At 35.8% G+C, this 25,085-nt stretch carries 22 protein-coding genes; 3 read left to right on the forward strand and 19 right to left on the reverse strand.

Annotated features, from left to right (window positions below):
• Nucleotides 1-417: 417 nt before the first annotated feature.
• The 17 genes from BCI01S_RS23480 to BCI01S_RS23560 all read right to left on the reverse strand — a co-directional run bounded on the left by BCI01S_RS23480 (nucleotide 418) and on the right by BCI01S_RS23560 (nucleotide 20,880).
• Nucleotides 418-1,461: an ArsR/SmtB family transcription factor gene (locus BCI01S_RS23480; RefSeq protein WP_061801244.1), complete on the reverse strand. Its 1,044-nt coding sequence runs from the start codon at nucleotides 1,459-1,461 to the stop codon at nucleotides 418-420.
• A gap of 127 nt (nucleotides 1,462-1,588) precedes the next feature.
• Nucleotides 1,589-2,803 (reverse strand): MFS transporter, encoded by a 1,215-nt coding sequence (locus BCI01S_RS23485; RefSeq protein WP_061801245.1) that lies wholly within the window; start codon nucleotides 2,801-2,803, stop codon nucleotides 1,589-1,591.
• Between the two features lie 246 nt (nucleotides 2,804-3,049).
• Nucleotides 3,050-4,033 carry a ketoacyl-ACP synthase III gene (locus BCI01S_RS23490; RefSeq protein ID WP_061801246.1) on the reverse strand — a complete coding sequence of 328 codons (984 nt, stop codon included), beginning with the start codon at nucleotides 4,031-4,033 and terminating at the stop codon, nucleotides 3,050-3,052.
• A gap of 224 nt (nucleotides 4,034-4,257) precedes the next feature.
• Nucleotides 4,258-5,418, reverse strand: a complete 1,161-nt coding sequence (locus tag BCI01S_RS23495) for a sugar ABC transporter permease (protein WP_061801247.1) — start codon at nucleotides 5,416-5,418, stop codon at nucleotides 4,258-4,260.
• The gene (locus BCI01S_RS23500; protein WP_061801248.1) at nucleotides 5,393-6,934 is read right to left on the reverse strand and encodes a xylose ABC transporter ATP-binding protein; all 1,542 of its coding nucleotides are present in this window, start codon (nucleotides 6,932-6,934) and stop codon (nucleotides 5,393-5,395) included. Before BCI01S_RS23500 ends, BCI01S_RS23495 begins: the two co-directional genes overlap by 26 nt.
• 68 nt (nucleotides 6,935-7,002) lie before the next feature.
• Nucleotides 7,003-8,100, reverse strand: coding sequence for a D-xylose ABC transporter substrate-binding protein (gene xylF / locus BCI01S_RS23505; RefSeq protein ID WP_061801249.1), 1,098 nt, complete (start codon nucleotides 8,098-8,100; stop codon nucleotides 7,003-7,005).
• A gap of 401 nt (nucleotides 8,101-8,501) precedes the next feature.
• The gene (locus BCI01S_RS23510; protein WP_061801250.1) at nucleotides 8,502-10,121 is read right to left on the reverse strand and encodes a response regulator; all 1,620 of its coding nucleotides are present in this window, start codon (nucleotides 10,119-10,121) and stop codon (nucleotides 8,502-8,504) included.
• 11 nt (nucleotides 10,122-10,132) lie between these two features.
• Nucleotides 10,133-11,893 (reverse strand): sensor histidine kinase, encoded by a 1,761-nt coding sequence (locus tag BCI01S_RS23515; protein WP_061801251.1) that lies wholly within the window; start codon nucleotides 11,891-11,893, stop codon nucleotides 10,133-10,135.
• Nucleotides 11,894-12,931 (reverse strand): substrate-binding domain-containing protein, encoded by a 1,038-nt coding sequence (locus BCI01S_RS23520; protein ID WP_053215640.1) that lies wholly within the window; start codon nucleotides 12,929-12,931, stop codon nucleotides 11,894-11,896.
• A gap of 347 nt (nucleotides 12,932-13,278) precedes the next feature.
• Nucleotides 13,279-13,938: a phosphate signaling complex protein PhoU gene (phoU, locus tag BCI01S_RS23525; protein WP_047941668.1), complete on the reverse strand. Its 660-nt coding sequence runs from the start codon at nucleotides 13,936-13,938 to the stop codon at nucleotides 13,279-13,281.
• 12 nt (nucleotides 13,939-13,950) lie between these two features.
• Nucleotides 13,951-14,781, reverse strand: coding sequence for a phosphate ABC transporter ATP-binding protein PstB (pstB, locus tag BCI01S_RS23530; RefSeq protein WP_047941669.1), 831 nt, complete (start codon nucleotides 14,779-14,781; stop codon nucleotides 13,951-13,953).
• A gap of 19 nt (nucleotides 14,782-14,800) precedes the next feature.
• Nucleotides 14,801-15,625, reverse strand: coding sequence for a phosphate ABC transporter permease PstA (gene pstA, locus BCI01S_RS23535; protein WP_047941670.1), 825 nt, complete (start codon nucleotides 15,623-15,625; stop codon nucleotides 14,801-14,803).
• A 1-nt stretch (nucleotide 15,626) separates the two neighbouring features.
• On the reverse strand, nucleotides 15,627-16,541 hold the full coding sequence (gene pstC, locus BCI01S_RS23540; protein ID WP_235844567.1) for a phosphate ABC transporter permease subunit PstC: 915 nt from the start codon (nucleotides 16,539-16,541) through the stop codon (nucleotides 15,627-15,629).
• Nucleotides 16,542-16,579: 38 nt separating this feature from the next.
• Nucleotides 16,580-17,413, reverse strand: coding sequence for a phosphate ABC transporter substrate-binding protein (locus tag BCI01S_RS23545; protein ID WP_095259177.1), 834 nt, complete (start codon nucleotides 17,411-17,413; stop codon nucleotides 16,580-16,582).
• A gap of 291 nt (nucleotides 17,414-17,704) precedes the next feature.
• On the reverse strand, nucleotides 17,705-18,130 hold the full coding sequence (locus BCI01S_RS23550) for an NUDIX domain-containing protein (RefSeq protein WP_061801252.1): 426 nt from the start codon (nucleotides 18,128-18,130) through the stop codon (nucleotides 17,705-17,707).
• 272 nt (nucleotides 18,131-18,402) lie between these two features.
• On the reverse strand, nucleotides 18,403-19,917 hold the full coding sequence (opuFB, locus tag BCI01S_RS23555) for an osmoprotectant update ABC transporter permease/substrate-binding subunit OpuFB (protein WP_061801253.1): 1,515 nt from the start codon (nucleotides 19,915-19,917) through the stop codon (nucleotides 18,403-18,405).
• 3 nt (nucleotides 19,918-19,920) lie between these two features.
• A complete protein-coding gene (locus BCI01S_RS23560; protein WP_047941673.1) occupies nucleotides 19,921-20,880 on the reverse strand; it encodes an ABC transporter ATP-binding protein in 960 nt (319 codons plus the stop codon).
• Between the two features lie 262 nt (nucleotides 20,881-21,142).
• On the opposite strand from BCI01S_RS23560, the gene BCI01S_RS23565 reads away from it, so the two are divergent.
• The gene (locus tag BCI01S_RS23565) at nucleotides 21,143-21,382 is read left to right on the forward strand and encodes a hypothetical protein (RefSeq protein ID WP_047941674.1); all 240 of its coding nucleotides are present in this window, start codon (nucleotides 21,143-21,145) and stop codon (nucleotides 21,380-21,382) included.
• 126 nt (nucleotides 21,383-21,508) lie between these two features.
• Nucleotides 21,509-22,090 (forward strand): DUF6944 family repetitive protein, encoded by a 582-nt coding sequence (locus BCI01S_RS23570; RefSeq protein ID WP_061801254.1) that lies wholly within the window; start codon nucleotides 21,509-21,511, stop codon nucleotides 22,088-22,090.
• Nucleotides 22,091-22,117: 27 nt separating this feature from the next.
• On the opposite strand, the gene BCI01S_RS23575 is transcribed toward BCI01S_RS23570, so the two are convergent.
• Complete coding sequence (locus BCI01S_RS23575; RefSeq protein WP_047941676.1) at nucleotides 22,118-22,657, reverse strand: hypothetical protein; 540 nt, start codon at nucleotides 22,655-22,657, stop codon at nucleotides 22,118-22,120.
• Between the two features lie 219 nt (nucleotides 22,658-22,876).
• Nucleotides 22,877-23,965: an NAD(P)-dependent alcohol dehydrogenase gene (locus tag BCI01S_RS23580; protein WP_061801255.1), complete on the reverse strand. Its 1,089-nt coding sequence runs from the start codon at nucleotides 23,963-23,965 to the stop codon at nucleotides 22,877-22,879.
• A 137-nt stretch (nucleotides 23,966-24,102) separates the two neighbouring features.
• Here BCI01S_RS23580 and BCI01S_RS23585 point away from each other — a divergent pair, with 137 nt between their 5' ends.
• The gene (locus BCI01S_RS23585; protein ID WP_047941678.1) at nucleotides 24,103-24,993 is read left to right on the forward strand and encodes a LysR family transcriptional regulator; all 891 of its coding nucleotides are present in this window, start codon (nucleotides 24,103-24,105) and stop codon (nucleotides 24,991-24,993) included.
• The last annotated feature ends 92 nt before the right edge of the window (nucleotides 24,994-25,085 follow it).

Consider the following 25,085-nt stretch of genomic DNA (forward strand, 5'->3'; position numbering starts at 1 on the left):
CCCCCCTCCCTTTGGCTGATATTTTCCTAGTTTGGCTAATTTCCTCCCCGCTTTGGCTGATATTTTCCCAGTTTGGCTGATTCCCCCCTCCCTTTGGCTGATATTTTCCTAGTTTGGCTGATTTCCCCCTCGCTTTGACTGATATTTCTCTAGTTTGGCTGATTTCCTCCTCCCTTTGGCTGATATTTTCCCAGTTTGGCTGATTCTCTTCCCGCTTTGGCTGATATTTTCCCAGTTTGGCTGATTTCCCCCTCCCTTTGGCTGATATTTTCCTAGTTTGGCTGATTCCCTCCTCCCTTTGGCTGATATACCCTCCAGTTTGGCTGATATACCACCTCCTTTAGCTAACTCCTCTCCCTACTCTAGATAAGATATCCCTCCTTTCACTCTTTAATTCTTTAATCTCCTTCAAATCGTTTATTGTTGAATGTATTGCTCTAATTCTTTTGCTAAAGAGGTAATTGCACTCCTTTTTAATACATATTTTCCATCTTCTATTCCTACTAGCTGTGCTGATCTCAATATTTTTAAATGATGGTGAATCGTGGATTTTCCCATTTCTAATTTTTCTGTTATGTCTTGGAGCGTTCGACTTTGTTCAAATAATAGTTTTACCATTCTTAGTCGAACTTCATCGCCCAATGCCTTGTGCTTTAAAACTAGAAAGTTACTCGGCATATATTTATCGCTCGGCGAAATACTTTCATTGGAAACCGGGTAGTAATAGACTTTTGTCCCTTCTATATCTGCTGTAATATTCCACGGACGATAGATGTATTGAGGAATGAGTAATACTTTATGAACACTCGGCTCGGGTGTATATCGTATTCCTCCTGTAGCCCATTCTACAAATTCTTCTGGATTCATTTTCTGTCTCATTTTTTCCTTTATGGAGACATCTGTTTGTAAAATGGATGTAAGTTTTTCTCTATCTGGTTCTATAACTGCTTCATACCATCCACTCATCACGGTGATGAGATGCTGCTTTAATTGCTGAGAATCAACTTGGCAGATAAAAGAAATATAGGTTGGGAAAAAAGGGTTATCTTTTGTAGCTTCTTTTAACTGTTCTATCGCTTCTCTGCTTCTAGCGGCTGCTTGCTCTCTGATAGGTTGATGGCTTTCACTTATAAACGGAATACATTGATAGATTAATTCTCTCTCCGTTAGTTTATTTATATATTCAGTAAATACGTCCAGACTCGCAAAATCCTGTTGATGAAGTAATTGCAGTAATGCTTTCCATGTATTATTCGCTTCTACGTAGTCTAGTTGCGCTTGTAAATTCTGAGAAAGGTTTGTTCGGACATTTTTCCAATAACTCATCGGCTGATCTAATGAATCTAGTAAACGTGCATTGGTAATCGCAGCGATCCCCAATGCACATTCCCATAATAAAGAATAATTCATTTCAACTTGATATGTTTCTTGTTTCCGGCCTGTTGTACTGAATACTTTCATTAGCAAAACACCTCCATCTATTTTCTTTTATTCTAAATCATTCGAATTATACATTCAATATTTTTAGAATATCTCATTCAAAAAAACTCGACCTATTGGTTAAGGTCGAGTTTTCGATAAATGACATTTACTCTTTTTCTAAATGGCTTTGAATACGAAATAAAGATTTATTTTTATATATAATCATACTGACCAATGCAAGGAGAACACCTGAGAAAAGGAAGACTATCCTTACCCCTAATAAGTCTGCCAGTAACCCCATCAATAAGGAGCCTATCCCGAAAATCCCTGTACCAATTGCTCCAAGAGAAGTGTACACGGTTGATAGCTGTTCTTTGGGAACGCTTGTTTGAATAACAGTTTGCTGCGGTATACTTTTTATTTGTGTAACAATACCAACACCGAATGATATACCTAATGCAAGGATAGGAATGCTGTTTAAACTAAATAAAATCGTTAGTAGAAAGCTTATAAAAGAGCCTGCTGCTAAAAACGCTCCTAATTTTCTTTCCACAAAAGAAGAATAGTTCATGCAATAGAGACTTCCCAAAATTAATCCTAAAAAGAATGTTCCATTCATAAAGCCCCACCACTGTTGGTCCACCTTTAAAGCATCCTGAATAAACACGTATAAAACAGCTGCAATCCATACCGTTCCAGCGAGACTTTCTAAAGATTCCACGAAAGCCATTTTTCTTAACACAGGCGTATGAAACAGTGTTTTCCAGCCCGCTTTTATTTGTTCTAGTTTCCCCGCTGACTCTATTGTTTTCCCATCTACGTTTTCTAAAAGGCATAATAAACAACTTGAGACAAAAAATAAACAGCAAACAAACCAAATAAGATTCTGTGGACTTAAAAAAAGAAGAAACAAGCTTCCTACAAACCACATTCCGGCCTGAATCAGCTGTGTCACTGTTTCTACCATCCCATTTGCTTTCATTAATTTTTCCGGTCTAACATAATATGGAATTAAAGTTCTTGTAATTGGATTGGCACAGCCATCAAGAAATGCGATAAGACCTATAATCATAAAGATGATAAAGTAATTCGCTTCTGTTATTCCTGGTAAGATAAACCCTAGTAGTAAGAGCAATCCGGTCTTTCCCATTTGGGATCCAGCTAATAACCGATTCAATCGAATTTTTCTCACGAAAAGTGGTGTTAAAATACTTGAAATAAACATACTAGTTGTAATCGTAAACGGCACAAATGATGCCGCTGTTGCTGATTCCTTTACGGTATAGATCAAATTAATAATACTCACCATATAGAGGACATCCCCTATATTGGCAAAAGACTGCCCATTCAATAATAATGTAAAGTTCTTATTTAATTTCATGCTTTATCCCCCGCTAATTAAAAAATAATTAAGTTATTCATTAATAACGGAGATTATTAAATTGGACAGTTCATTCTGATACATACTCCTTCTAAGTAGATAAGCCAGAGGGATAAGGCATATTCTAAGATTTTGTTACACTCATCTTATCATAAAGGAGTAACTTCTTGCTTCTGTTTTTAAAGGAAATAAGCTTTTTGATTAAACAAACGTTTGATTCTACTAATAAGCCACCGTTTCTTCTTATCAAATCGTCCATTTAATTAATAATCCAGCATGTGCTAGACCACCGCCGAATCCATATAATAATACATGATTCCCTTGCTTTAATTTCCCTTCTTTCACTCCGATATCCAATGACAATGGGATCGTACCAGAAGAGGTATTTCCGTAGTTAACTAAACTATATAAAGTTTGTTCGATTGGAAAATTACTTTTCTCGCAAATGGATTCTAGCATTCTTAAATTCGCACTATGGGGGACAAACCAATCTATCTCATTTAAAGTCCTATTTCCTCTTTCAGCAACAATTTTCATCCCATTAGTAACTGTTTTAACAGCCCATTTATAGACTTCTCTCCCATTTTGAACAATACAGCCATTTCCCTGTAAGTCAACACCATTCATTTGAGTAGCTAGACTGGTGCAATATAAATGCTGCCCCCCTTCTCCTTCTGATCCGATATGAGAAGAAAGAAAGCTTGGTTCTGTTTCATCATACTCTACCAGTACAGCTCCTGCTCCATCTCCAAAAAGAATACATGTTGTTCGATCCGTAAAGTCTGTAATTTTGGATAATGTTTCCGCCCCTACAACCAAAACTTTTTTATTTAGTCCAGATGTAACCAATCCATTGGCTACATATAATCCATAAGTAAATCCTGCACAGGCTGCATTTAAATCCATTGCTCCTGTATTCTTTATTCCTAGCTTAGCCTGCAGGCTGGAAGCCACACTCGGTGTTTTATATTCAGGAGTCATCGTACAAACAATGATTAAATCAACATCATCAACTGTTTTATCGTATCGTTCCATTAAATCAAGGACTGCTTTATAGCTAAGATTGCTTGTAAATTCCTGCTCATCCGCAATTCTTCTTTCCTTAATACCTGTTCGCTTTACAATCCACTCATCATTTGTTTCCACCATTTTTTCTAAATCATTATTTGTTAAAATACGTTCGGGAACGTATGAACCAATCGCTGTAATACGTGCTTTGGAAATTGACATTCACATCACCTCATTATTCATTTACTTTTATTTTAACACCAATTACTATTACCTGGTACTAATTTTATGCAATTTTATTCTCTACTTTAAAAATATTCGCTCATCTCACTTTAGAATATGTTTTTTTCGTTGTATTTGCTTTACCTATTTTCATCACAAAAAAATCCTCACCTTTTTACAAGGTAAGGATTCTTCCATTCCGATTAAACTAACCTATTATTCATTTACTTCTTGCTTGATATATCAATCCAAACGGCAATAATTAAAATAAGCCCTTTTACTATATATTGCCAAAAGGTTTGGATATTCATCATACTCATCCCATTATCGATACTAGCCATAATTAAAGCACCAATTAGCGCTCCAACAATTTTTCCTTTTCCTCCTATTAGACTAGTTCCACCGATAACACATGCAGCAATCGCATCAAGCTCATACATATTCCCCGCACTTACGGTTGCTGCATTTAATCTACTTGTTAACAGAACACCCGCCACACCAGCAAGTCCTCCCATCGTAATAAACACCCACAGCGTATTCCATTTTATATTAATCCCTGACAATGCCGCTGCCTCTTGGTTTCCCCCAATTGCATAGACATATCGGCCGAAAGGCGTTTTATTTGAAATAAAGATAAAAATTGCAGCAATTGCTAAAACGATTAAGATTGGAATTGGAATACCTAAATACCGATTCAACATATAGGTTGCTAGCAGGATAAAAAAGGAATAGGCTACAGTCTTACCATAGTCTATCTTAGCAGCAGGGATCATTAAGCCCATATTTTTTCGTTTTGTACGATGTTTGGTCGTCCAAAGGAATAACAAAGCGATACTAACTAATGCAAGAATATATCCAGGAATGTATGGAAAATAACTAGTTCCAATTTTTTTAAAACTATCACTCATTGGTGCAACTGTTTGTCCCTTACTTATACCAATGAGTATACCTCGGAAGATAAGCATTCCTCCTAGTGTAACAATAAAGGCAGGAACAGCTCGGTAAGCAACCCACCATCCTTGCCATAATCCTAAAAGCGCTCCCACGACTACTGCACAAAGGACTACTAAAAGAGTATTCCAATCATACCAGACTTGCAAAATTGCCGCGATTCCTCCTGTTAATCCTACTAATGCTCCAACTGATAGATCAATATGACCTGCAACAATTATTAGCGTCATCCCAATAGCAAGGACGGAAATAACGGACATTTGCGTAAATAAGTTAGAGATATTTCGGGAAGAAAGAAATTCACCTCCAGTGAAAAAACCAAATATTAATGCAATCAATAGTAGAGCGATAATAAGTGTGTAAGATTGCATATCCACTTTAAAGCTTATTTCTCTTTTCTTGCTCTCTTCAACTGTTTGATGTTGAATATTCATTTTTCTTCCCTCCTGTGGCGCATGTCATAATTTTTTCTTGGGTAGCTTCTTCACGTAAAAATTCGCCAGAAATTTCACCCTCAGCCATAACTAGCACTCTATCTGACATTCCTAATACTTCAGGCAGTTCAGATGAAATAATAACAATTCCGACCCCCTGTTGGACAAGTTCATTAATAATCTTATAGATTTCATATTTCGCTCCAACGTCAATTCCTCTTGTCGGTTCATCAAGAACTAATATTTTCGGGTTATTTAACAGCCACTTACTTAGAACTACTTTTTGTTGGTTTCCACCACTTAGTTGTCCAACTCTTGCTTCTAAGCTCGGTGCTTTTAACTTCATTTTTTCCGTTATATCTGTTGCACTTTTCACTTCTAATGCCTGATCAATAACATTTAGCTTAACAACTTTATTTAACGCCGCTAACGTCGTATTTTTTGTTATATCCATTCCTAACACAAGACCGTAGCGCTTACGATCCTCTGAAACATACGCTAATCCTTCTTTAATTGCATCAGCAGGTTTTTGGATATTTGTTTCTTTTCCATCTATGATGACCTTTCCTTCTTTTTTTCCTTTGAATCCACCGAAGAGACTAATAAATAATTCTGATCGTCCGGCTCCCATTAATCCTGAAAATCCTAAGATTTCTCCCTTTTTAAGTAAAAAGGAAACTTGATTAATGATTTTATTTCCTTGCTCATCATAGACAGTATAGTCTTTCACTTCTAAAATATTTTCTTTACTAATAGCATGCTCCTCATATGGGAACAGTTCTGTTAATTCTCTTCCAACCATCTTTGTGACTATTTTATCCTCTGATAATTCCTCAATGGAATTAGTGCTAATAGTCTGACCATCTCTTAATATGGTGACCGAATCAGCAAGTGACATAACTTCTCCTAATTTATGAGAAATATAGATGCAGGTAACTCCTTGTGAACGTAGATCTTGCAATAAATTGATTAAGATTTCTACATCACTTTCTGTTAAAGCAGCAGTTGGTTCATCCAAAATGAGTATGCTTGTTTTTTTCGTTAAAGCTTTTGCTATTTCTACCAGTTGCTGTTTCCCGACTGTTAAATCGGCAACTTTTGTTTGCGGATCAATATTTAACCCAATATGATCGAGCCACTTTTGGGCCTCTACATAAATTTCGTTCCAATTGATTATTCTTTTTCTCATTAACTCATGACCAAGAAAAAGATTCTCGGCTACTGACATTTCCCCTACAAGCGCAAGCTCTTGATAGATAATACCAATTCCTGCCTCCTGCGATTCTTTAATAGATTTAAACTGAACTGTTTGACCATTAATGATGATGTCACCTTCATAGGTTCCATGTGGATAAACGCCACTTAAGATTTTCATTAATGTTGATTTCCCCGCACCATTTTCTCCGCAAAGGGCATGAATCTCCCCCCTCTTTACGGAAAAGGTAACATTATCTAAAGCCTTAACACCCGGAAATTCTTTCACAATCCCTTTCATTTGAAGCGCATATGTGTCCATTATTCATTCACCACCTATTAGTCAGGGAAAGCATTAGCTGCTCCCCCTTTAATTAAATATTTTGAGACTTACGGACGTTCTGGTCGTTCATTTTCTGGAACATTTTTATAGATATCATCATATGAATGGAATCCATCTTTAACTACAGTGTCAACAATGTTCTCTTTACCTACTTTAATTGGATCCAATTTTATAAATGGCACATCTATCTTTCCATTATTAACAGTTGAATCAGATGACACTTTTTCTCCTTTTCCTAGTTGAACAGCTACTTCAGCGCTCTTTGTTGCAATTGCCTTAATTGGTTTATAAACGGTCATTGTTTGAACACCTTCTGCAATACGCTGCACTCCTGCTAAGTCTGCATCTTGGCCAGAAATAACTACTTTTCCAGCTAAATCCTGTGCTTCTAGTGCTTGAATTGCTCCCCCGGCAGTACTATCATTAGATGCCACTACTGCATCAATATCATTCTTATTGGCAGTTAAAGCGTTCTCCATAATTTTCAATGCTTCATTTGCATCCCAATCTTTTGCCCATTGATCACCGACAATTTCAATATTACCTTTATCAACTAGCGGCTGAATAATATTCATCTGTCCTTCTCTAAACATCTTGGCATTATTATCAGTTGGTGATCCTCCCATTAAGAAATACTTTCCTGAGGGTACTTTTTCAACAAGATACTCTGCTTGCATTTCCCCAACCCGTACATTATCGAATGAAACGTAGGCGTCAATATCCGTTCCATTAATTAATCGGTCATATGCTAACACAGGAATCCCTTCGGCCTTAGCTTGATCTACTACCGTTGACAGGGCATCTGAATTGATAGCAATAATAACTAGTGCATCGATACCTTGTGAAAGCATATTTTGTATTTGCGATAATTGTTTTGCCTCATCACCATTTGCTGATTGTACTAACACATTTGCTCCTAGCTCTTCTGCTTTTTCAACAAAAAAATCACGATCATGTTGCCAACGCTCTAAGGTTAAATCAGAGACAGAAAGACCAATTGTGACCTTATTTTTTTCTGTTCCTCCTCCGTCCTTATTTCCTTTCTCATTTGCTGGTGTACCATTTGCATCCTGTCCACATGCAGCCATGATGAACATTAGAGATAGAATAAGTACAAAGGAAAGTAAACCCTTACATTTTTTCATGAAAATATCCCCCTAATTTTAAGATAATCGATAAGATTGGATTGATTGCTTTGGTCTATTAGTAGACATAAGTTGATTACCGAATATAAAGCCGACTTTCCGTATTCTAAAACATATAGTTGAGTAGAAATGACTTCGTCTCTTCCCTCCTCTAAACCATTTATAAAACGCTTTCACAAAAAGGATATATTTTTTTATAACTATTGGAAATAGAATATTTTTGATAATCCTTTAATATTTTTTGAATTTCCTATTTTCTTCTTCATAAAAAAAACTTCCATCAGTTGAAGTATTACTGCTATATTAAAAGTGGAATAAATAAAAAAACACTCATCATGGATGAATGCTTTTTTGCATAGTGTTTCACTACAATTCTTTTGCTGTTAACCTTCCCCCCCATTTTACTCATCACGATACTGAGTAGGATTAACCCCTGTTACTTTTTTAAATACGGAGCTAAAGTAATACGCATCTCTATACCCTATTTGTGCGGCAATTTCTTTAATACGTAAATCTGTATTCTTGAGCAGTTCTTTCCCCTTTCGGATACGTATATTTGTTAAATATTCACTGAAATGTTGGGAAGTGATTTCTCGAAATAATATGCTTAAATAGCTAGGACTTATATTAAATTCACGGGATAGGCTCGTTAGGGAAATATTCTCGGCAAAGTTTTCATTCATGTACTCCTTCATTTCCATAATAAGCCTTTCTGTTCGATTACCACGTTTTGATTCGATGAAGGAATGAATAGCCGAATAAAAGGAATATAAGCAATCCTCTATTTCTTTATAAGTAAAATTATTCTCTTGATTAAAGATGGGTAGTCCCGTTTCTCCGAATATTTCGTTCACATCGTACCCTTGTTCATTTATTGTCTTACAGGACATAAATACAATATTATTAATGGCTGTTGCCACTGCTTCATATGGAATACTTTCATTCTTAAGTTCTGCAAGCAATTCCGCTACGTCCTTTTTTACTTCTTCAAAGTCACCTGATTTTAAATCCTGATAAATTTTATGATTTACTATTTTATGTAATTGCTTGCTGTAATAAGTATGGTTGCTGATAATATTATGATAGAAATACACATCACCAGAACCGTGAATTCGACTTAATGCAGCTGCAGAACAAGCTTCTTCATAGGATAAATATAAATCAAGTAATTGATTATACCTATCGCCTATACCAATTGTTAAAGAGATGCCTCTTTCCTGATATTCTTTCTGAATAAACTTGCTTAGTTGATGTCTAATGCGCTCGATATCTTCGAATACAATTAACACAATTTGATCCATTTTATAATTTAAGATATATCCCTTTTCTATCTGACCACGTTCAGAAAACTGCCCCCATTTCTTTTCTAGCAGATGAGAAAGTCGCTTATAGATGGATACATTAAATAAATACTTTTCATTTTCCTCCATTTCACTTCGAGCTGTTTGGAGTTGTTCAATATTTAGGACGGCTACAAAAAAGGGGGTATCCTTAAGATGTTCCATTTCCACATATTTCAAATCAGTCTCTAGATCTCCCACAAAACTATTGGTCAGGAGATTCTGGATTAGTTTTTCTCGTAAAGAATGCTTATTTTCTTGCAATTGCCTTTTCATTTTTTCTACATTTTCTTGTTCTCCCTTATCCCGAATCAAATCATTCTTTACATTTAATACGAGTTTTAATAGATTCTTAGATTGAAAAGGCTTTAGCATATAATCACAAACCTTTAAAGTAATCGACTTTCTTGCAAAGTCAAAGTCTGCATGACCTGAAATAATGATTACTTTTATTTCTGGATAAAACTCTTTCACATGTTTTGTTAATTGAATGCCATCCATTTCTGGCATTTTGATGTCGGTAATCAGAATATCAATACGGTTTTCAGCTAAAATTGTTACTGCTTCTGAACCATTTTCCGCTTCAAATACTTGTTGGAAACCATGACTTAACCAATTCGTATTATTGATTATTTTGTGACGAATCATATCTTCATCTTCTACAACCAATAAATTAAACATAGGATTCCTCCTCATATTTTTACAATAGGTAAAATGATTGTTACAGATGTTCCCGCATCTGGTTTACTTTTAAAATAAATTCCATACTCCATTCCATAGGTTAATTTTATTCGCTCATTCACATTTCGAATGCCAAAATATTCATTTTCATCCTCTATTTTCTCTATTCCTGTTAGAACATTATTAATGTGATTTACCTTTTCAACTGACATTCCCACCCCATTATCCCTGACTTCTAGAACCACTACTCCCTCCTTTTCTTTTCCTTTAATTTCAATTAGCCCCTTCGCTTTCATCCGTCTTACTCCATGATAAATCGCATTCTCTACCAATGGCTGCAAAATAAGCTTGACCGTTTCATAATTTAATATCTCTTCGTCTACTTCTACTTTCGTATCAAATTTATTAAAAAAGCGAAACTTTTGAATCGTAAAATAGTTACGAATATGTTCGATTTCCGCACCAATAAGAATGACATCCTTTCCATGACTTAACGATGTTCGAAAAAACATGCCAAGTGCTTCTATTAAATCAAGCGCTTCTTCAATCCGCTCTTGCTCTAACAATCCAATAATCGAGTCTAATGTATTATAAACAAAATGAGGTTTTATTAATTCTTGTAGTGCTTTCATCTCTATTTTGCGGATTTTCACTTGATCATCCATCGTTTTTTGAACAAGCCATTGAATTCGATTCATTAATTCATTAAAACTATTTGCTAGTTGCCCCATTTCATCGTTCGTTTTGACTTGTGCTCGAATGGCTAAATTATTATCTGCAAACCGTTTAATTGTTCTGCGCAAATCACGAATTGGATTTGTTAAAATATTCGTTAAATAAACACTTATTAGCACAACGAGCAGAAGACTGCCCACAGCAATTATAAGGGTTATCTGCCGGATTTTATTTATGTCTTCATTAAGTTCATCTGCATAAGTGACCCCAATAATATTCCAACCTGTAATCTCAGATTGTTTAAAGTTAACAAGATAATGCTTTCCCTTTACAGCTTCTTCAAATGATCCTTTATCTGAATTTAACAATCTATCATTGTTCATTAGTTCCTTTATAAACATAGGATGACTAGTATCTTCCGGGAAAAACTCTTCCTCCCCTGTTCTATCTGTAAAATAGACATACCCTTTCTCTCCTAATTTGATATCGTTTACAATTCGATTCAATAGATTTACATCAATATCAATAATTAAATAAGCTGGTTCACTTAAACTAGGAGATAAAATTTTCTTTCCAATAGAAAAAACATTACGATTAAACATATCCATATAAGGTGACTTTACTGCAAATTGCTCTTCATCTATTTTTCGCATATTCGTAAAAAAAGGGTCATTCATATCGCTCCAATATACACCTTGAGCGCTTATTGTCTCTCCTGTATGAGAAATGATTCTTATATCCACCAAATCGGATTTCATATTCCTAATTAGTTCTATCGTTTCCCATAAACGAACAGTATATTTCTGTATCCCATCTATATCTCCTGCTTCATTCAGCCTTAAGTACTGAATTGTGTAATAATCATCATAGATTTCTAGAATATTCTCGATATCTAAAATGTATGTTTCTATATTTTTATCCACACGTTCAATTACTTCATTGGTATAAACATTGATACTATTTTGGAGATCATTAATGTAATATTGATAGGAAAGATAACCAAGAATTAATAACGGGATAAGACTAAGTGCCAAGAAGCAGACAATCATTTTTGTTCGGATACTATAACGATCGATCCATTTCAGCCATTTCCTCATTTATTTTATCTCCCACGGCTTTTTTCTTTTTAACAAATCTTCATAATTATCTACATTGCCATATTCCAATCCCGTATATATCATAGTTTCTTTTACTTCGTCCCCATTAATTAATTTATACATATTCTCAACACTAAGACGTCCCATCCCTTTAAAATCTTGTCCAACTAGCGCATCTGCTAATCCTTTATCGGCAGCAAATACTATTGGATAAAATGTATCAACAATCACAGCTATACCGCCATTTTCTTTCCACCTTTTATATGAAATCATCCCTTCAGGAGGAGAAAATAACGGCCATGCTCCAGCACTAAAAAACAAGTCAAAATGAGGATTCTTTTTCACATAATTCTCTAGAAGCTCTGAAGCGCGATTTATGTCATCATAGGATTCTACCATATCAACAAACTCTAAATCTAATTCTTCCGTTGCATCTTTAAATCCTTCGATTCTCTCTTGCATATTGACACTTTCCTTCACCCCAGTCATAATCAAAACTCTGAGATGACGCTGATGCAAATTTTTTTCTTTTACTATTTTCACCAAAGATTTTCCACTTTCTTGTCCAAGTTCATAATTATTCGTTCCAACATAAAATGCCCGATTGCTTGCCGGTGCATCTGAATCAAAAGTAGCCACCTTTATCCCTTGTGATACTGCTTTATTGATAAGCGGAGTCATTTTCTTTGTATCCAAGACACTGATAACAATACCATCTACCTTTCTTTCGATTAAACTCTCCACTATTTTTTCTTGCTCCTGACTATCTACTACCATCGGGGCTAACCATTCCATTTTCACCCCTAACTGAGAGCTTACTCGTTCTGCTTCTTCCTTTGCTTCTATGAAAACTGGATTATCAAGAGACTTTGTAACAAAAGAAATTATCTTTTCCTTATCTTGATTAGACAATGGCTCTTTATAGATCGCTTGTTCATGGGAGTTACTTTTGATACGAATGCTAGTTGCCTGTTTATTTTCACATGCACTAACGAATATAAGCAGAATTACTAACAAGATATAGCCTTTGTTTTTCATACTTTCTTCCCCTAACCTACTCATTGATTGGTCTAGCTCATATAAAATTAAAGAAAGGTTACTCCATATGCAACCTAAATGAAACCGCTACCAAAATTATAGTTAGTAAATAAAAAAGAAGACACAAATTTAGTTGGATGAAAATGAATTGATTTTACGAAATTTGATACAGATGACGAAATACATAATTGTTAACAATATTTTCTATTTATTATGATTTTCTATTTATTATGAGGTTTTTGTCAATATTAAAGTCACCAATTCTTCTGAATTGGTGACTTTAATATTAGGATAAGAACTCAATCGATAAGAGATAAAGGTCTATTTTTTTTCGAATTGCTTTTCCCTTAGGAATTAAAATCATAAATCTTCCCTTTAATCAAATACCCAGTGCTTTCCGCCATATTGGTTATATGGTCAGCTGTTCTTTCCAAATAACGGTTGATAAATAATAATTGAACTAGCTGATTGGTTTCTTCGGGATGTTCACTTAAATAGGCTGTCAATTTTTTATAGGTTTCTAAATAATAATCATCCACTTTATCTTCTAACTTACTTACTTCCTTTGCAAGCACAATATCTTCCTCTATAAAGGATTTTACTGCTTTTTGCAGCATTTCAATTGATAGTTCCTTCATTTTCTCTAAATGGGTTAAATCCAGAAGCGAAGTTGCTTTTCCTATCTTAATAGTTGCTTTAGCGATGTTTACGGCAAAATCAGCTACACGCTCAATTTCGGAGGAAATTTTGATAACACCAATTACAACACGTAAATCTCTTGCAACTGGCTGTTCCTTCGCCATTAGCCAAATCGCAAAATGATTAATTTCAGATTCTAAATTATCAATGTCATTATCCTCTTCCATTACATTTAAAGCAATTTCAACATCTTGCGCCTTTAACGCATCAAAAGCTTCTTCTAACTGAGTAATGGACATTTCGCCCATTTCACTGATTTTTTCTTTTAACTCTCCTAGCTTCTTCTCAAAGTTTTCTCGAATGACCATTAGTTCCTCCTATTATCCAAATCGACCTGTTACATAATCTTCTGTGCGCTGATCTCTTGGTGTAGAAAAAATCTTATTCGTTTCATCATATTCTACAACTTCACCATTTAAGAAAAAGGCTGTTTTGTCGGAAATCCTTGCTGCTTGCTGCATATTGTGTGTAACAATAACAATTGTATAATCTTTTTTCATTTTTGTAATCAGCTCTTCTACCTTCAATGTAGAAATTGGATCTAAAGCAGAAGTAGGCTCATCCATTAAAATAACGTCTGGCTTCATAGCAATGGCACGAGCTATACATACACGCTGCTGCTGTCCACCCGATAAGCCAAGTGCAGATGTCTTTAACCGATCTTTTACTTCGTCCCAAATCGCTGCCCCACGCAAACTCTCTTCGACAATTTTATTTAATTCTTTTTTATTTTTAATACCTTGCATTCTTGGACCATAAGCCACATTGTCATAAATACTCATCGGGAACAAATTCGGCTTTTGAAAAACCATCCCGACTCTTGTACGAAGCTTAATAACATCATTGGAAGAATAGATATTTTCACCATCAATAATAATATCCCCTGCAATTTTTACACCATCAATTAAATCATTCATGCGATTCAATGTTCTTAGGAAAGTTGACTTCCCACAGCCAGAAGGTCCGATTAAAGCTGTTACTTTCTTTTCTTCAATATCCAGAGTTACTCCAAACAAAGCCTGTTTTTCACCGTAAAATAAATTTAGGTCACTTACACTAATTTTCGATGCACCAGCTGTATCTTCTTGACCAACCTTTAAGAATGCTTTCCCTGTTTTCTTTTGACTTTTTTCCGTTACTGTTGTAGTCATAAACATACCCCTTTAAAAATTAGTAGTCTGCTTTGTTTAACTTTTTCGATATAAATGTTGCGATAAGGTTTATAGCAAGAATAATGACGATTAACACAATACCAACTGCTGCGGCTAATTCAATATCTCCAGACTCTTGTGTTACTAAAAAAGAATGAACCGTTAGCGTACGAGCGGAGGACAGCAGGCCCTCTGGCATGGCAGCAACTGTTCCTGCCGTTAAGAAAATAGCTGCTGACTCTCCAACTATTCTTCCGATGGATAAAATAATTCCTGATAAAATCCCAGGCATCGCACTTGGTAAAATAACTTTATACAATGTTTGCAATCTTGTTGTGCCAAGGGCTAATGACCCTTCACGATAAGTAGGCGGAACTGTCTTTAAAGATTCCTCAGTTGTTCGGATAATAACTGGCAGTACGATAATCGTTAATGTCAAAGATGCCGCTAAAATAGACATTCCTAATTTCAAGGTGGTTACAAAGAATACTGCCCCAAATAAACCATAAATAATCGAGGGAATACCTGTTAAACTTTCTGTTGCAAAGCGAATTATTTTTACCAATCGGCCTTGTTTCGCATACTCTTGTAAATAAACGGCTGCTAATATTCCTATTGGTGTGGCAATCAGCAAGGAAATGACAATCGTGTAAATCGTTGTAACAATCATCGGCCAAATTCCACCGCCGCCACTTGGAGAATAGTCGCCAAAAATAAAATCGAAGCTGATTAAGTGCGCTCCTTTATAAAAGATATATCCAACAATCATAACAAGGACAGCAACAGACAAGAAAGCAGAAAGCCAAAGAAGTCCGCGTAACAAGTTATCTTTCATTTGTCTCATCTTATTTGCCACCCTTCGCACTAATTTTCGCTAAAACAAAATTCAAAATTAATATAAACGAGAATAATACAATCCCAGTTGCAAATAACATTTCTTGATGTGTCCCCGCTGCATAGCCCATTTCCAATGCAATGTTTGTTGTCAGTGGGCGTATACTATCTGTTAAGCTTGCTGGCACAATCAAACTGTTACCAGCAACGAGAATAACCGCCATTGTCTCACCGATCGCTCGACCTAAGCCCAATACAATGGCTGTCATAATACCTGACTTCGCTGCGGGGACAACAACCTTAAAGATCGTTCCAATTTCTGATACACCAAGCGCAAGGGATCCTTCCCGGTATGTTCTTGGCACAGCGCGAATCGCTGTCTCCGCGACTGTTACAATCGTTGGCAGCATCATAATTGCTAATACTAAAATAACCGCTAATAAACTTTGTCCCTTTACTAACCCTAATGTATTTTGTAAAAAAGGTACGATAATTGCTAGGCCAAAAACACCATATAAAACTGATGGAATACCAGCTAAAAGCTGAATGGCTGGTGAAACAATTTTAGCTATTGGCTTTGATGCTATTTCCGCCAAGAAGATGGCTGTGAATAATCCGATGGGAACTCCAATAATAAGTGCTCCTATGGTTGCATACAGAGATGCGACAATCATGGGCCATATCCCGAATTTTCCTTCACTAGGCACCCAGTCGACTCCAAAAAGAAAATCAAAAAAACTAAATCCTTCTGCAATAAAAGGGTGGGCCCCTTTATAGAAAACAAACCCAATAATTAATACTAAGCTGATTACGGAAAGAAGGGCACAAAACAAGAAAACCCTTGCCGAAACCTTCTCAAACATATATTTCCTCTTATTTGCTTTGCCCATTGCTGAGGCTTGCTTTTCGGTTGTTTGAATAGACACTCTATTTTCCTCCAAGATTACTTCTAAAGATTTTGGTATTACTTAATAGGAATTGCTCCTGCCTCTGCTGCAATTTTTTGCCCTTCATCACTTAGAATAAAATCGATGAACTTCTGCCCATTTGCAGTTAAACTCCCATCTTTATAGACAAACAAAAATGGCCGTGCTAACTTATATTTTTGCTCTAATACATTTTCAGCAGTAGCAGCAACGCCATCAATGTCGATAGTCGAGATAGCATCGTCAATATACTCAAAAGAAATGAAGCCAACAGCATGTTTATTATTTGCAACTGTTGTTTTAATATTTCCATTTCCGCTGGCAATGATAGAGTTTCTAATTAATTCACCTGAGCTATAGCCTACAATTTCTTGGAAAGCATCACGTGAACCAGAGCCATCCTCACGGGAAACAACCACAATCTCCATATCATCGCCGCCAAGCTGACTCCAGTTTGTCACTTTCCCTGTGAATATTTGCTTTACTTGTTCTAATGACAATTCTTTCACTTTATTGCTAGGATGTGTTACAACTACTATTCCATCATAAGCAATAACTACTTCTTTTAATTTTCCTTTTTCTTCATCTTTTAAATCTCGTGAAGACATTCCAATTTCAGAAACGCCACTCATCGCATTTGTAATTCCTGCGGAAGATCCAATTTGATTTATTTCAATTTTAGTTTGATCGTGTTCATGATATTTTGCTGCTAATTTCTCAGCAAGTGGTCCAACGGAAGTAGATCCTGAAATCGATATTGGATTACTGTCATTTGTTGATAGTTCGGTTTCTTCATTACTTGAACATGCTGATAATAAAAGGAGTATAGACAGTAACGAGAGTACTATTTTTAGTTTTTTTATAATGACCATGATTTACCTCCAAAAAGAATAGCAACTATTTATGTCATTTCTTGTCTAATAGTATGATAAATCTCCAGTGTAAATATTCTATTGACTGAATGTAAAGGTTTTGTAAATAACGTTAAAAGCAATCTATCTAATGTTATTTTTTGTAAATATTCAAAAAAAAAGATAACAGTTATCCTGTTATCTTTTTCACTAAGTACCTATATTTAAACTGGTATTACTTACTATCGCTTCCCAATACTCAAATGGTGGTACTACACATAGAATAATTAAAGTAGATTATCCTAATAAAGCTTACTTTTGAAGCAATACTGCCGCTCGCTTTATACTTTCTTTTACATAACTAGGTGCTTGTGGATGACCTAATACCTCTTCAGTTGTCAGCCATTCTATATTTTCTACTTCATCAGGACTTTTAGCAAATGCTTCTCCTTGCTCATGCTCGCATAGAAATACTATATCAATTACAAGCTTCCCACTATCAGTTACGAATGAGGTACTATGTACATATTCCATTTTATCTGCAACAGTCACACCTACTTCTTCTAAAATTTCTCGTTTTACCGTTCTTTCAAGAATATCTATGGAATTTCCTTCCAAATCTACTTTTCCGCCTACAAGGGAGAGCATCCCCCCAGCGTGTTCCTCTTTTCTACTTCTTTCCACAATCAACCACTTACCCGCTCTTCTAACAACTCCTTCTACATTGACAATAAACATTTCGTGAACTCCCCCTTAATCTACTTTGTTTTCTTTACATTTCTCTTTATCTTTTTAATTTACCCATTGGAATGACTCTTTCTATATCTTTTAGAGGATTCTCAATCTAAGCGATTTGCCTGAAATTTGGTTCCTTCAGCTCTTTGCGAAAAAGACATAAGAACGTAGCTCTGTTTCTTTTGTCCTCCTTCTTGCCAGAAAGGGCTTTGAGATTACTACTCCATCCTGCGCTAGGTCTGCTTTCCCAAAAATAGAATTAAAATCAATGTTCCCTATTGAATAATACCTGCTTTTTTCAAATACTGTTCGGCAACTTCACGCGGACTTTCCCCTTCTACATTTACTTGATAATTCATTTCTCTCATATCGTCATCGCTTATTTTTCCCGCTAACTGGTTTAGTGCTTCTACCATTTCAGGATGCTCTTTTGCCGTTTCTTCTTTCATTAGAGGAGCCCCTTGGTATGGCGGGAATAAATTTTGATCATCTTCTAGCACCTTTAATTGGTATTGCTGCAACTCACTATCTGTGGAGTAGGCATCGACTAAGTTAATTTCACCTGATTCAACTGCTACATAACGTAATTTAGGCTCCATTGTTACAAGATTAGGAAGGGTAAGTTCATAAAGATGCTGAATCCCTTGATACCCATCTTCTCGATCTGAAAATTCCAATGTAAAACCTGCCTGTATTTGCTCTTCTATCCCTTTCAGATCAGAAATTGATTCTAGTTGGAATTGGTCTGCAAGACTCTTGGAAGCTGCTAATGCATAGGTGTTATTATACTGCATCGGCTCTAACATTATCATTTGATATTTTTTTAACATACCATCCCTTGCTTGTCGATATACTTCCTCCCGATTTGTACTAGTAGCTGTTTCCTTTAGAAATTCGGAAATGGCTGTCCCTGTAAATTCTGGATAAAGATCAATGCTTCCTGTTTGCAATGCTTGAAACACAAAAGAGGTTTTCCCTAACCCCGGCTTCAGTTCTACTTGTAGATCTGTTTTTTCTTCAATAAGTATTTTATACATATTAATGAGAACTTCTGGCTCAGACCCTAATTTGCCCCCAATAACAATCTCTTCCTCCTTCTGCCCTATTAATGGCATGAGAATTATTAAAAGCGATAAAAGTGCAATCACTCCAACAGAAATAAAGGCTTTTTTATAGGATAGCTGCTCAAATTTTTTCAATAAGTAGTCAAACAGAAGAGCAAGCAATGCTGCTGGAATCGCCCCTAGAAGAATTAGATTTGTGTTATTGCGATCAATACCTAATAGAATAATATCGCCAAGACCTCCAGCTCCAATTAAAGCAGCAAGAGTGGCTGTTCCTACAATTAACACCATGGCTGTCCGAATCCCTGCCATAATAACTGGCATCGCAAGAGGAATTTCTACCTTGAATAATCTTCTTCTTGTATTCATCCCCATCGCTCGAGCCGCTTCAATTAAGGACGGATCTACTTCTTTAATTCCTGTATATGTATTTCTTAAAATTGGCAGCAAAGCATATGCAACTAAAGCAATGATTGCCGGCACTCTGCCAATTCCGAATAATGGAATCAAAATACCTAATAATGCCAAAGAAGGGATTGTTTGAATAACAGATGTGATTCCTACTATCCCTTCGGCCACCTTCCTATGTCTAGTAATATAAATTCCTAGTGGAATAGCAATGATGACTGCAAAAAAGAGCGCAATAAAGGATATTTGAATATGCTCAAACAATGCGCTCGCTAATTCGGACTTTCTGTCTTGAAATACTTGTGTCAGCTCCTTCATTCCTTACACCCCTTTCTGAAGTAGACTAGAAGATACATATTTCATTATTGACCTGCGATTAACCAATCCAATAGGCGTTCCATCTCGTTCGATTATTACTTGTTCATACTCCACTAGCAAATCTACTATCTCTTGCATAGTAGCAGTAATTGGTGCACTCACTTGATTTTTTTGCATATCCTCTTCTTCCATAATTGGCTCTAATAAGTTCTCCAGTTGAAAATCATTGCTCCAGCTATCATGTTTATTTCCAACAAAGTTCTTCACAAAATCATTAGCAGGATTCGTAATAAGTTCTTGAGGGGTACCAATCTGAACGACCCTCCCTTTTTTCATAATGCAAATTCTATCTGCTAGTTTTAAAGCTTCTTGCATATCATGTGTAACAAATACAGTCGTTTTTTTTAGATTTTTCTTTAAGTCCAACATATCATCTTGTAACTTTTCACGGCTAAGCGGATCCAAGGCACTAAAGGGTTCATCCATTAATAGAATCTCTGGATCTGCCGCAAGAGCACGAATAACCCCAACTCTTTGCTGTTCTCCTCCTGATAGCTCACTAGGCTTTCGATTGGCGTATGTTTGGTGATCGAGACCAACCATTTCTAAAAGCTCGTCGGTTCGTTGTTTAATTCTGTCTCTTTCCCACTGTTTTAATTCAGGAACTATTGCGATATTCTCTTCAATTGTCATATGGGGAAACAAAGCAATTTGTTGGAGCACATAGCCAATATTCCACCGTAATTCATGAATATCATACTCGCTTATTTTTTTCCCCTTTATATAAATGGTGCCATCTGAAAGAGGAATTAAACGATTAATCATCTTTAATGTCGTTGTTTTCCCACAACCACTTGGTCCGATAATAACAAAAAATTCCCCTTGCTTAATTTCTAATTCAACTGAATCAACTGCTGCTGTTCCATCAGTGTATCTTTTTGATACATTTTCAAATTTTATCATTGCATTTAGTTCTCCTTATTTAAATTGTAGGACTACTCATACCCCGCCTCTTTCACTAACAGGTAGAAGCTTATTCTATAACCATATCTACTCATATTTAGGACTAATAATAACACGAAGTAGTCCATCAAAAAAAAGAATAGCTTGGCTAGAATCTCATTGGTTGATCTACTTATCCTCATTTATATTAAAATTCATATTTTAGAGAACAGCTTTTACGTTTATAATAAACAAAGATAAATACTATTAGGAGGACAACGAAATGGACAAGCAAGGGCAAGAAAAGTTTTTAGCTTTTATCTTACAGCGAGTACAAGAGGGTAAAGAAGAAGAAGCAAAGGCTATACTAATGGATAACTTCCGAAAACAAGACGAGGGTACTTTTTCCCAAAATGATATAGAACAGTTTCTGCCTAAAATGATCAGTCTAATAAAACCAGAAAGATTAGAGGAAATCCAAGCAGTAGTAAAGCAATTTTCTGGAAGCTTCGGCAGCAAATAAAAGGGTGAAAAAACAACTTGGAAACTTTATTCCAAGTTGTTTTTATTATATCCAGCTCGTTTTTATCCCATTTAAAACATTTTTGAATATGTTAGTTATTGTAAAGGAATGGGCGGTTGATATGGAATGAATGGTCATTTTAAAGAAATATTCGGAGCAGCTATCAATACGATTGGTACTATCCAAGCAGCTATCGGAATTACCCCCTCTTTCCACTTGTCTAGAGAAACAAATTATCAGCTTCGTTTATTTGGCAATATATTACAAGGAACAGGCAGCGCATTACAAGCTGACGGACAAGGGACTATTTCATTAGAAAAACTAGGAGATGAAATTCAGGCAATTGGAAATTCAACGGTTATAACCGGCTTGCTTCTTTATAAATGGAGCAACACCCCAACAGAGCAGAAACTAATTATTACAGGCAATTGGCTTCAAGCATTAGGCAGCTTTGTCGGGCTTACAGATGAATTTTTTGATCATACAGCAAATGGAAGAATCGAAAATATAATTGGTGGTTTGCTTCAGGGGATTGGAAATTCTTTGCAGGCACTAAGGGGAACAGAACAATTACATGGAATAAGTAACCTTAACCAACAAAATATCGGTGTATTAGGCAGCTGGATTCAAGCCATCGGATCAGCTATTTCCCTTATTGGCCAAGTTAAAGAAGAATTAGAAGAGATTGCCCTGAATATTAATGAATAAAATAATGGAGGAAGAAAAATTCTTCCTCTAATCCTTTTTCTTTTTTGGCCATATAAAATTTGAAATCGCAATAATCAGGTCAATGCCTAATACTACTGTCCATAATTTTAGTACACCGTCTAGTGCTTCTGTGCGAGCAGTATCCTTGATGAAAAAAATTAAGCCTAGTAATATCCCTGCCCCAATAGCATAAGCTAACACATGTTTCCCCCAACTTTTCAAGTAATGCTTAGCATATGCCATCCCAAACAATGAAATAGGTTTAGCTCCTTGTTTTGCAACGTAATACCGGAATCTCTCATCCGCCCATTTAATCATGTCTTTTCCAAATGCAATCGAAACGCCAATATAAACAGCAGCAATGGCATGTGCAGTGGTTGCGGTAGCTCCTCGATACATATCCAAACTTGTTGTAATCAATAAAAGCAAATCAATTACTGGTGTTAGCGCTAAAAAGAAAAAGCCTAATTTCTCTCTTTTAAAAACATATCTAATTAGTAATCCTAAAATAATCACAATCCAAAAGCCTATTTCACTAGCAACAATCATCCAGGCAACAAAATTCAAAAATTCTCCTCCTAATATATTTTATTAAGTCAAAAAGGATTACGAATAATTAAAGTAAAAAGTTCCCTTCACCAATTTTTTCAGGAAGATAGTCGGATAAAAAAGAAAGTTTCTGAGGGCCTTATTGCTGGAGGTAATGATTTAAATAAATGAACAGAGAAGTGGCGTCCAATAGTCGATATAGATCTATTTAACGCCACTTTTCCTATTTTTAAATTATTAACTTATTCGTAGTATTGGTTTAATCGCTTCTCCGTTTTTAGAAGCTTCGAAAGCCTCATTAATTTGATTAAAGTCATAGAATTTAACTAACTTATCAAATGGGAATTGACCGTTTTTGTAGTATTCTACTAGCTGTGGGATAAAAACATTTGGTACAGAGTCCCCTTCAATGACACCCATCATTGTTTTTCCTTCTGCCATTATATCATTATGGACATCAATATTCATTTCAGGTGTAACTCCTACTACTGCTGCCACACCTAATGGACGCAGTGCTTGTAAGCATTGACGAACTACTGGAGGAAAGCCAGTTGTATCGACTGCATATTTTGTTCCGCCCTTTGTTAATTCCTTAATTTCTTTAACAACATCTACTTTTGTTCCGTTGAATGCATGTGTTGCACCAAGTTCTTTGGCAAGCTCTAACCGTGAATCATGAATATCAACAGCAATGATTGTTTTACAGCCAACTATTTTAGCAGCCATAATAGCACTTAAGCCAACGGCACCTGCACCATATATAGCAATAGTAGCTCCAAATTCAGGCTTGATTTTATTTAAAACAGTACCTGCTCCTGTTTGGATTCCACAACCTAAAGGTCCTAAAAGTGCTAAATCTACCTCTTTATCCACTTTAACAATGTTACGCTCATGAGCAATTGCAAATGTACCAAAGGAAGATTGACCAAAGAAAGTGGAAAGTGGTTTCCCATCTTTAGATAAGCGATGAGTATGATCATCATGAGCACCGCCAAAGTTCAAGTCATTAAATGTTTCACAAACAGTTGGATGACCTGTTAAACAATTTTCACAATGTCCACAATGTGAAAAGGATAATACAACATGATCCCCTTTTGCTAGACGTGTAACGCCTGAACCAACTTCTTCAATAATCCCTGCTCCTTCATGTCCAAGTACTGCAGGTAGTGGAGCAATTGCTGCATCACGAGCAACTGCATCTGTATGACATACACCAGTTGCAACAATTTTCACTAATACTTCATTTGCTTTTGGGGCAGCTAATTCTACTTCTTCTAAAAGAAAATCTTTACCTTGCCCTGGGGTAACGGCTGCTTTAATCTTCATATGACCTACTCCTTATAGATGTTTAATTTAAATGTGACAGATTTGTGAATTCGTTTTTATCGTAATCCTTTCCGAAAATGGATACAATAGAAGCAAAGGAATATGTATATTTATTATGATTCATAAGAGGGGTTCGTATGCAATTATTACAGTTACACTACTTTCTCACTGTTGCCAAGACTGAGCATATGTCTCAAGCAGCACTTCAATTAGATATTTCACAATCATCACTAAGCAAAACAATCGCTAGGTTAGAAGAGGATTTAGGTGTTCCTTTATTCAATAGAAATGGGAAGAATATTCGGTTGAATAATTATGGGAAGTTTTATGCGAAAGAAGTAGAACACGCTCTAAGAATCTTAGAAGATGCCCATGAAACAATTCAAGAAATGGCTGAAATAGAGGAAGATCAAGTATCGGTTAGTGTCATGAGTTCCACCATTCTTCCTTCTATATTCAAACGTTTCTATGAAAGAAGACCAAATGTACGGATTCAACAATCGATATTACCTGATTTTATTGCAAAGGAACGGTTAATGCGGGGAGAAATTGAATTATGTGTTTCCAATACACCCATAACAGGGCCGGATATAGAATGGCTGCCTGTCTTAAAAGAACGGTTGGATTTAATCGTTCCAAAAAATCATCGACTAGCACACTTAGATGAAATTGATTTACAAGATGTAAAAAATGAACGATTTATTGGCTATAAATCAGGATTAGAATCTATAAGTATGTTTGAACAATGTTGTATACAAGCTGGCTTCACACCTAATATTGTATTTGAAGGAACGGAACTATCGATAGTTTTGCAGCTTGTTGACGAAGGACAAGGTATTTCCTTTTACCCTCAATATTCTTTTTTAGGCAAACAACTAACTAATAGTAAAATCATTCGTCTAAAGAATCCCCATTGTTATCAAATGGTTGGTTTCGCTTGGTTAAAAAATAGACATTATTCTTATGTAGCAAGACAGTTTCGGCAGCATATGATTGAATCGTTTAAGGAAATTAATAAAAAGAACTGAGAAATAGGCAAAAGTGAGGTACGATTTTTTAGGATATCAGCCAAAGTTGAGGGCTTATCAGCCAAAGTTGAGGGCTTATCAGCCAAATTCGA

This window comes from Niallia circulans NBRC 13626, from assembly GCF_001591585.1.
In the GTDB taxonomy this organism is placed as follows: domain Bacteria; phylum Bacillota; class Bacilli; order Bacillales; family Cytobacillaceae; genus Niallia; species Niallia circulans.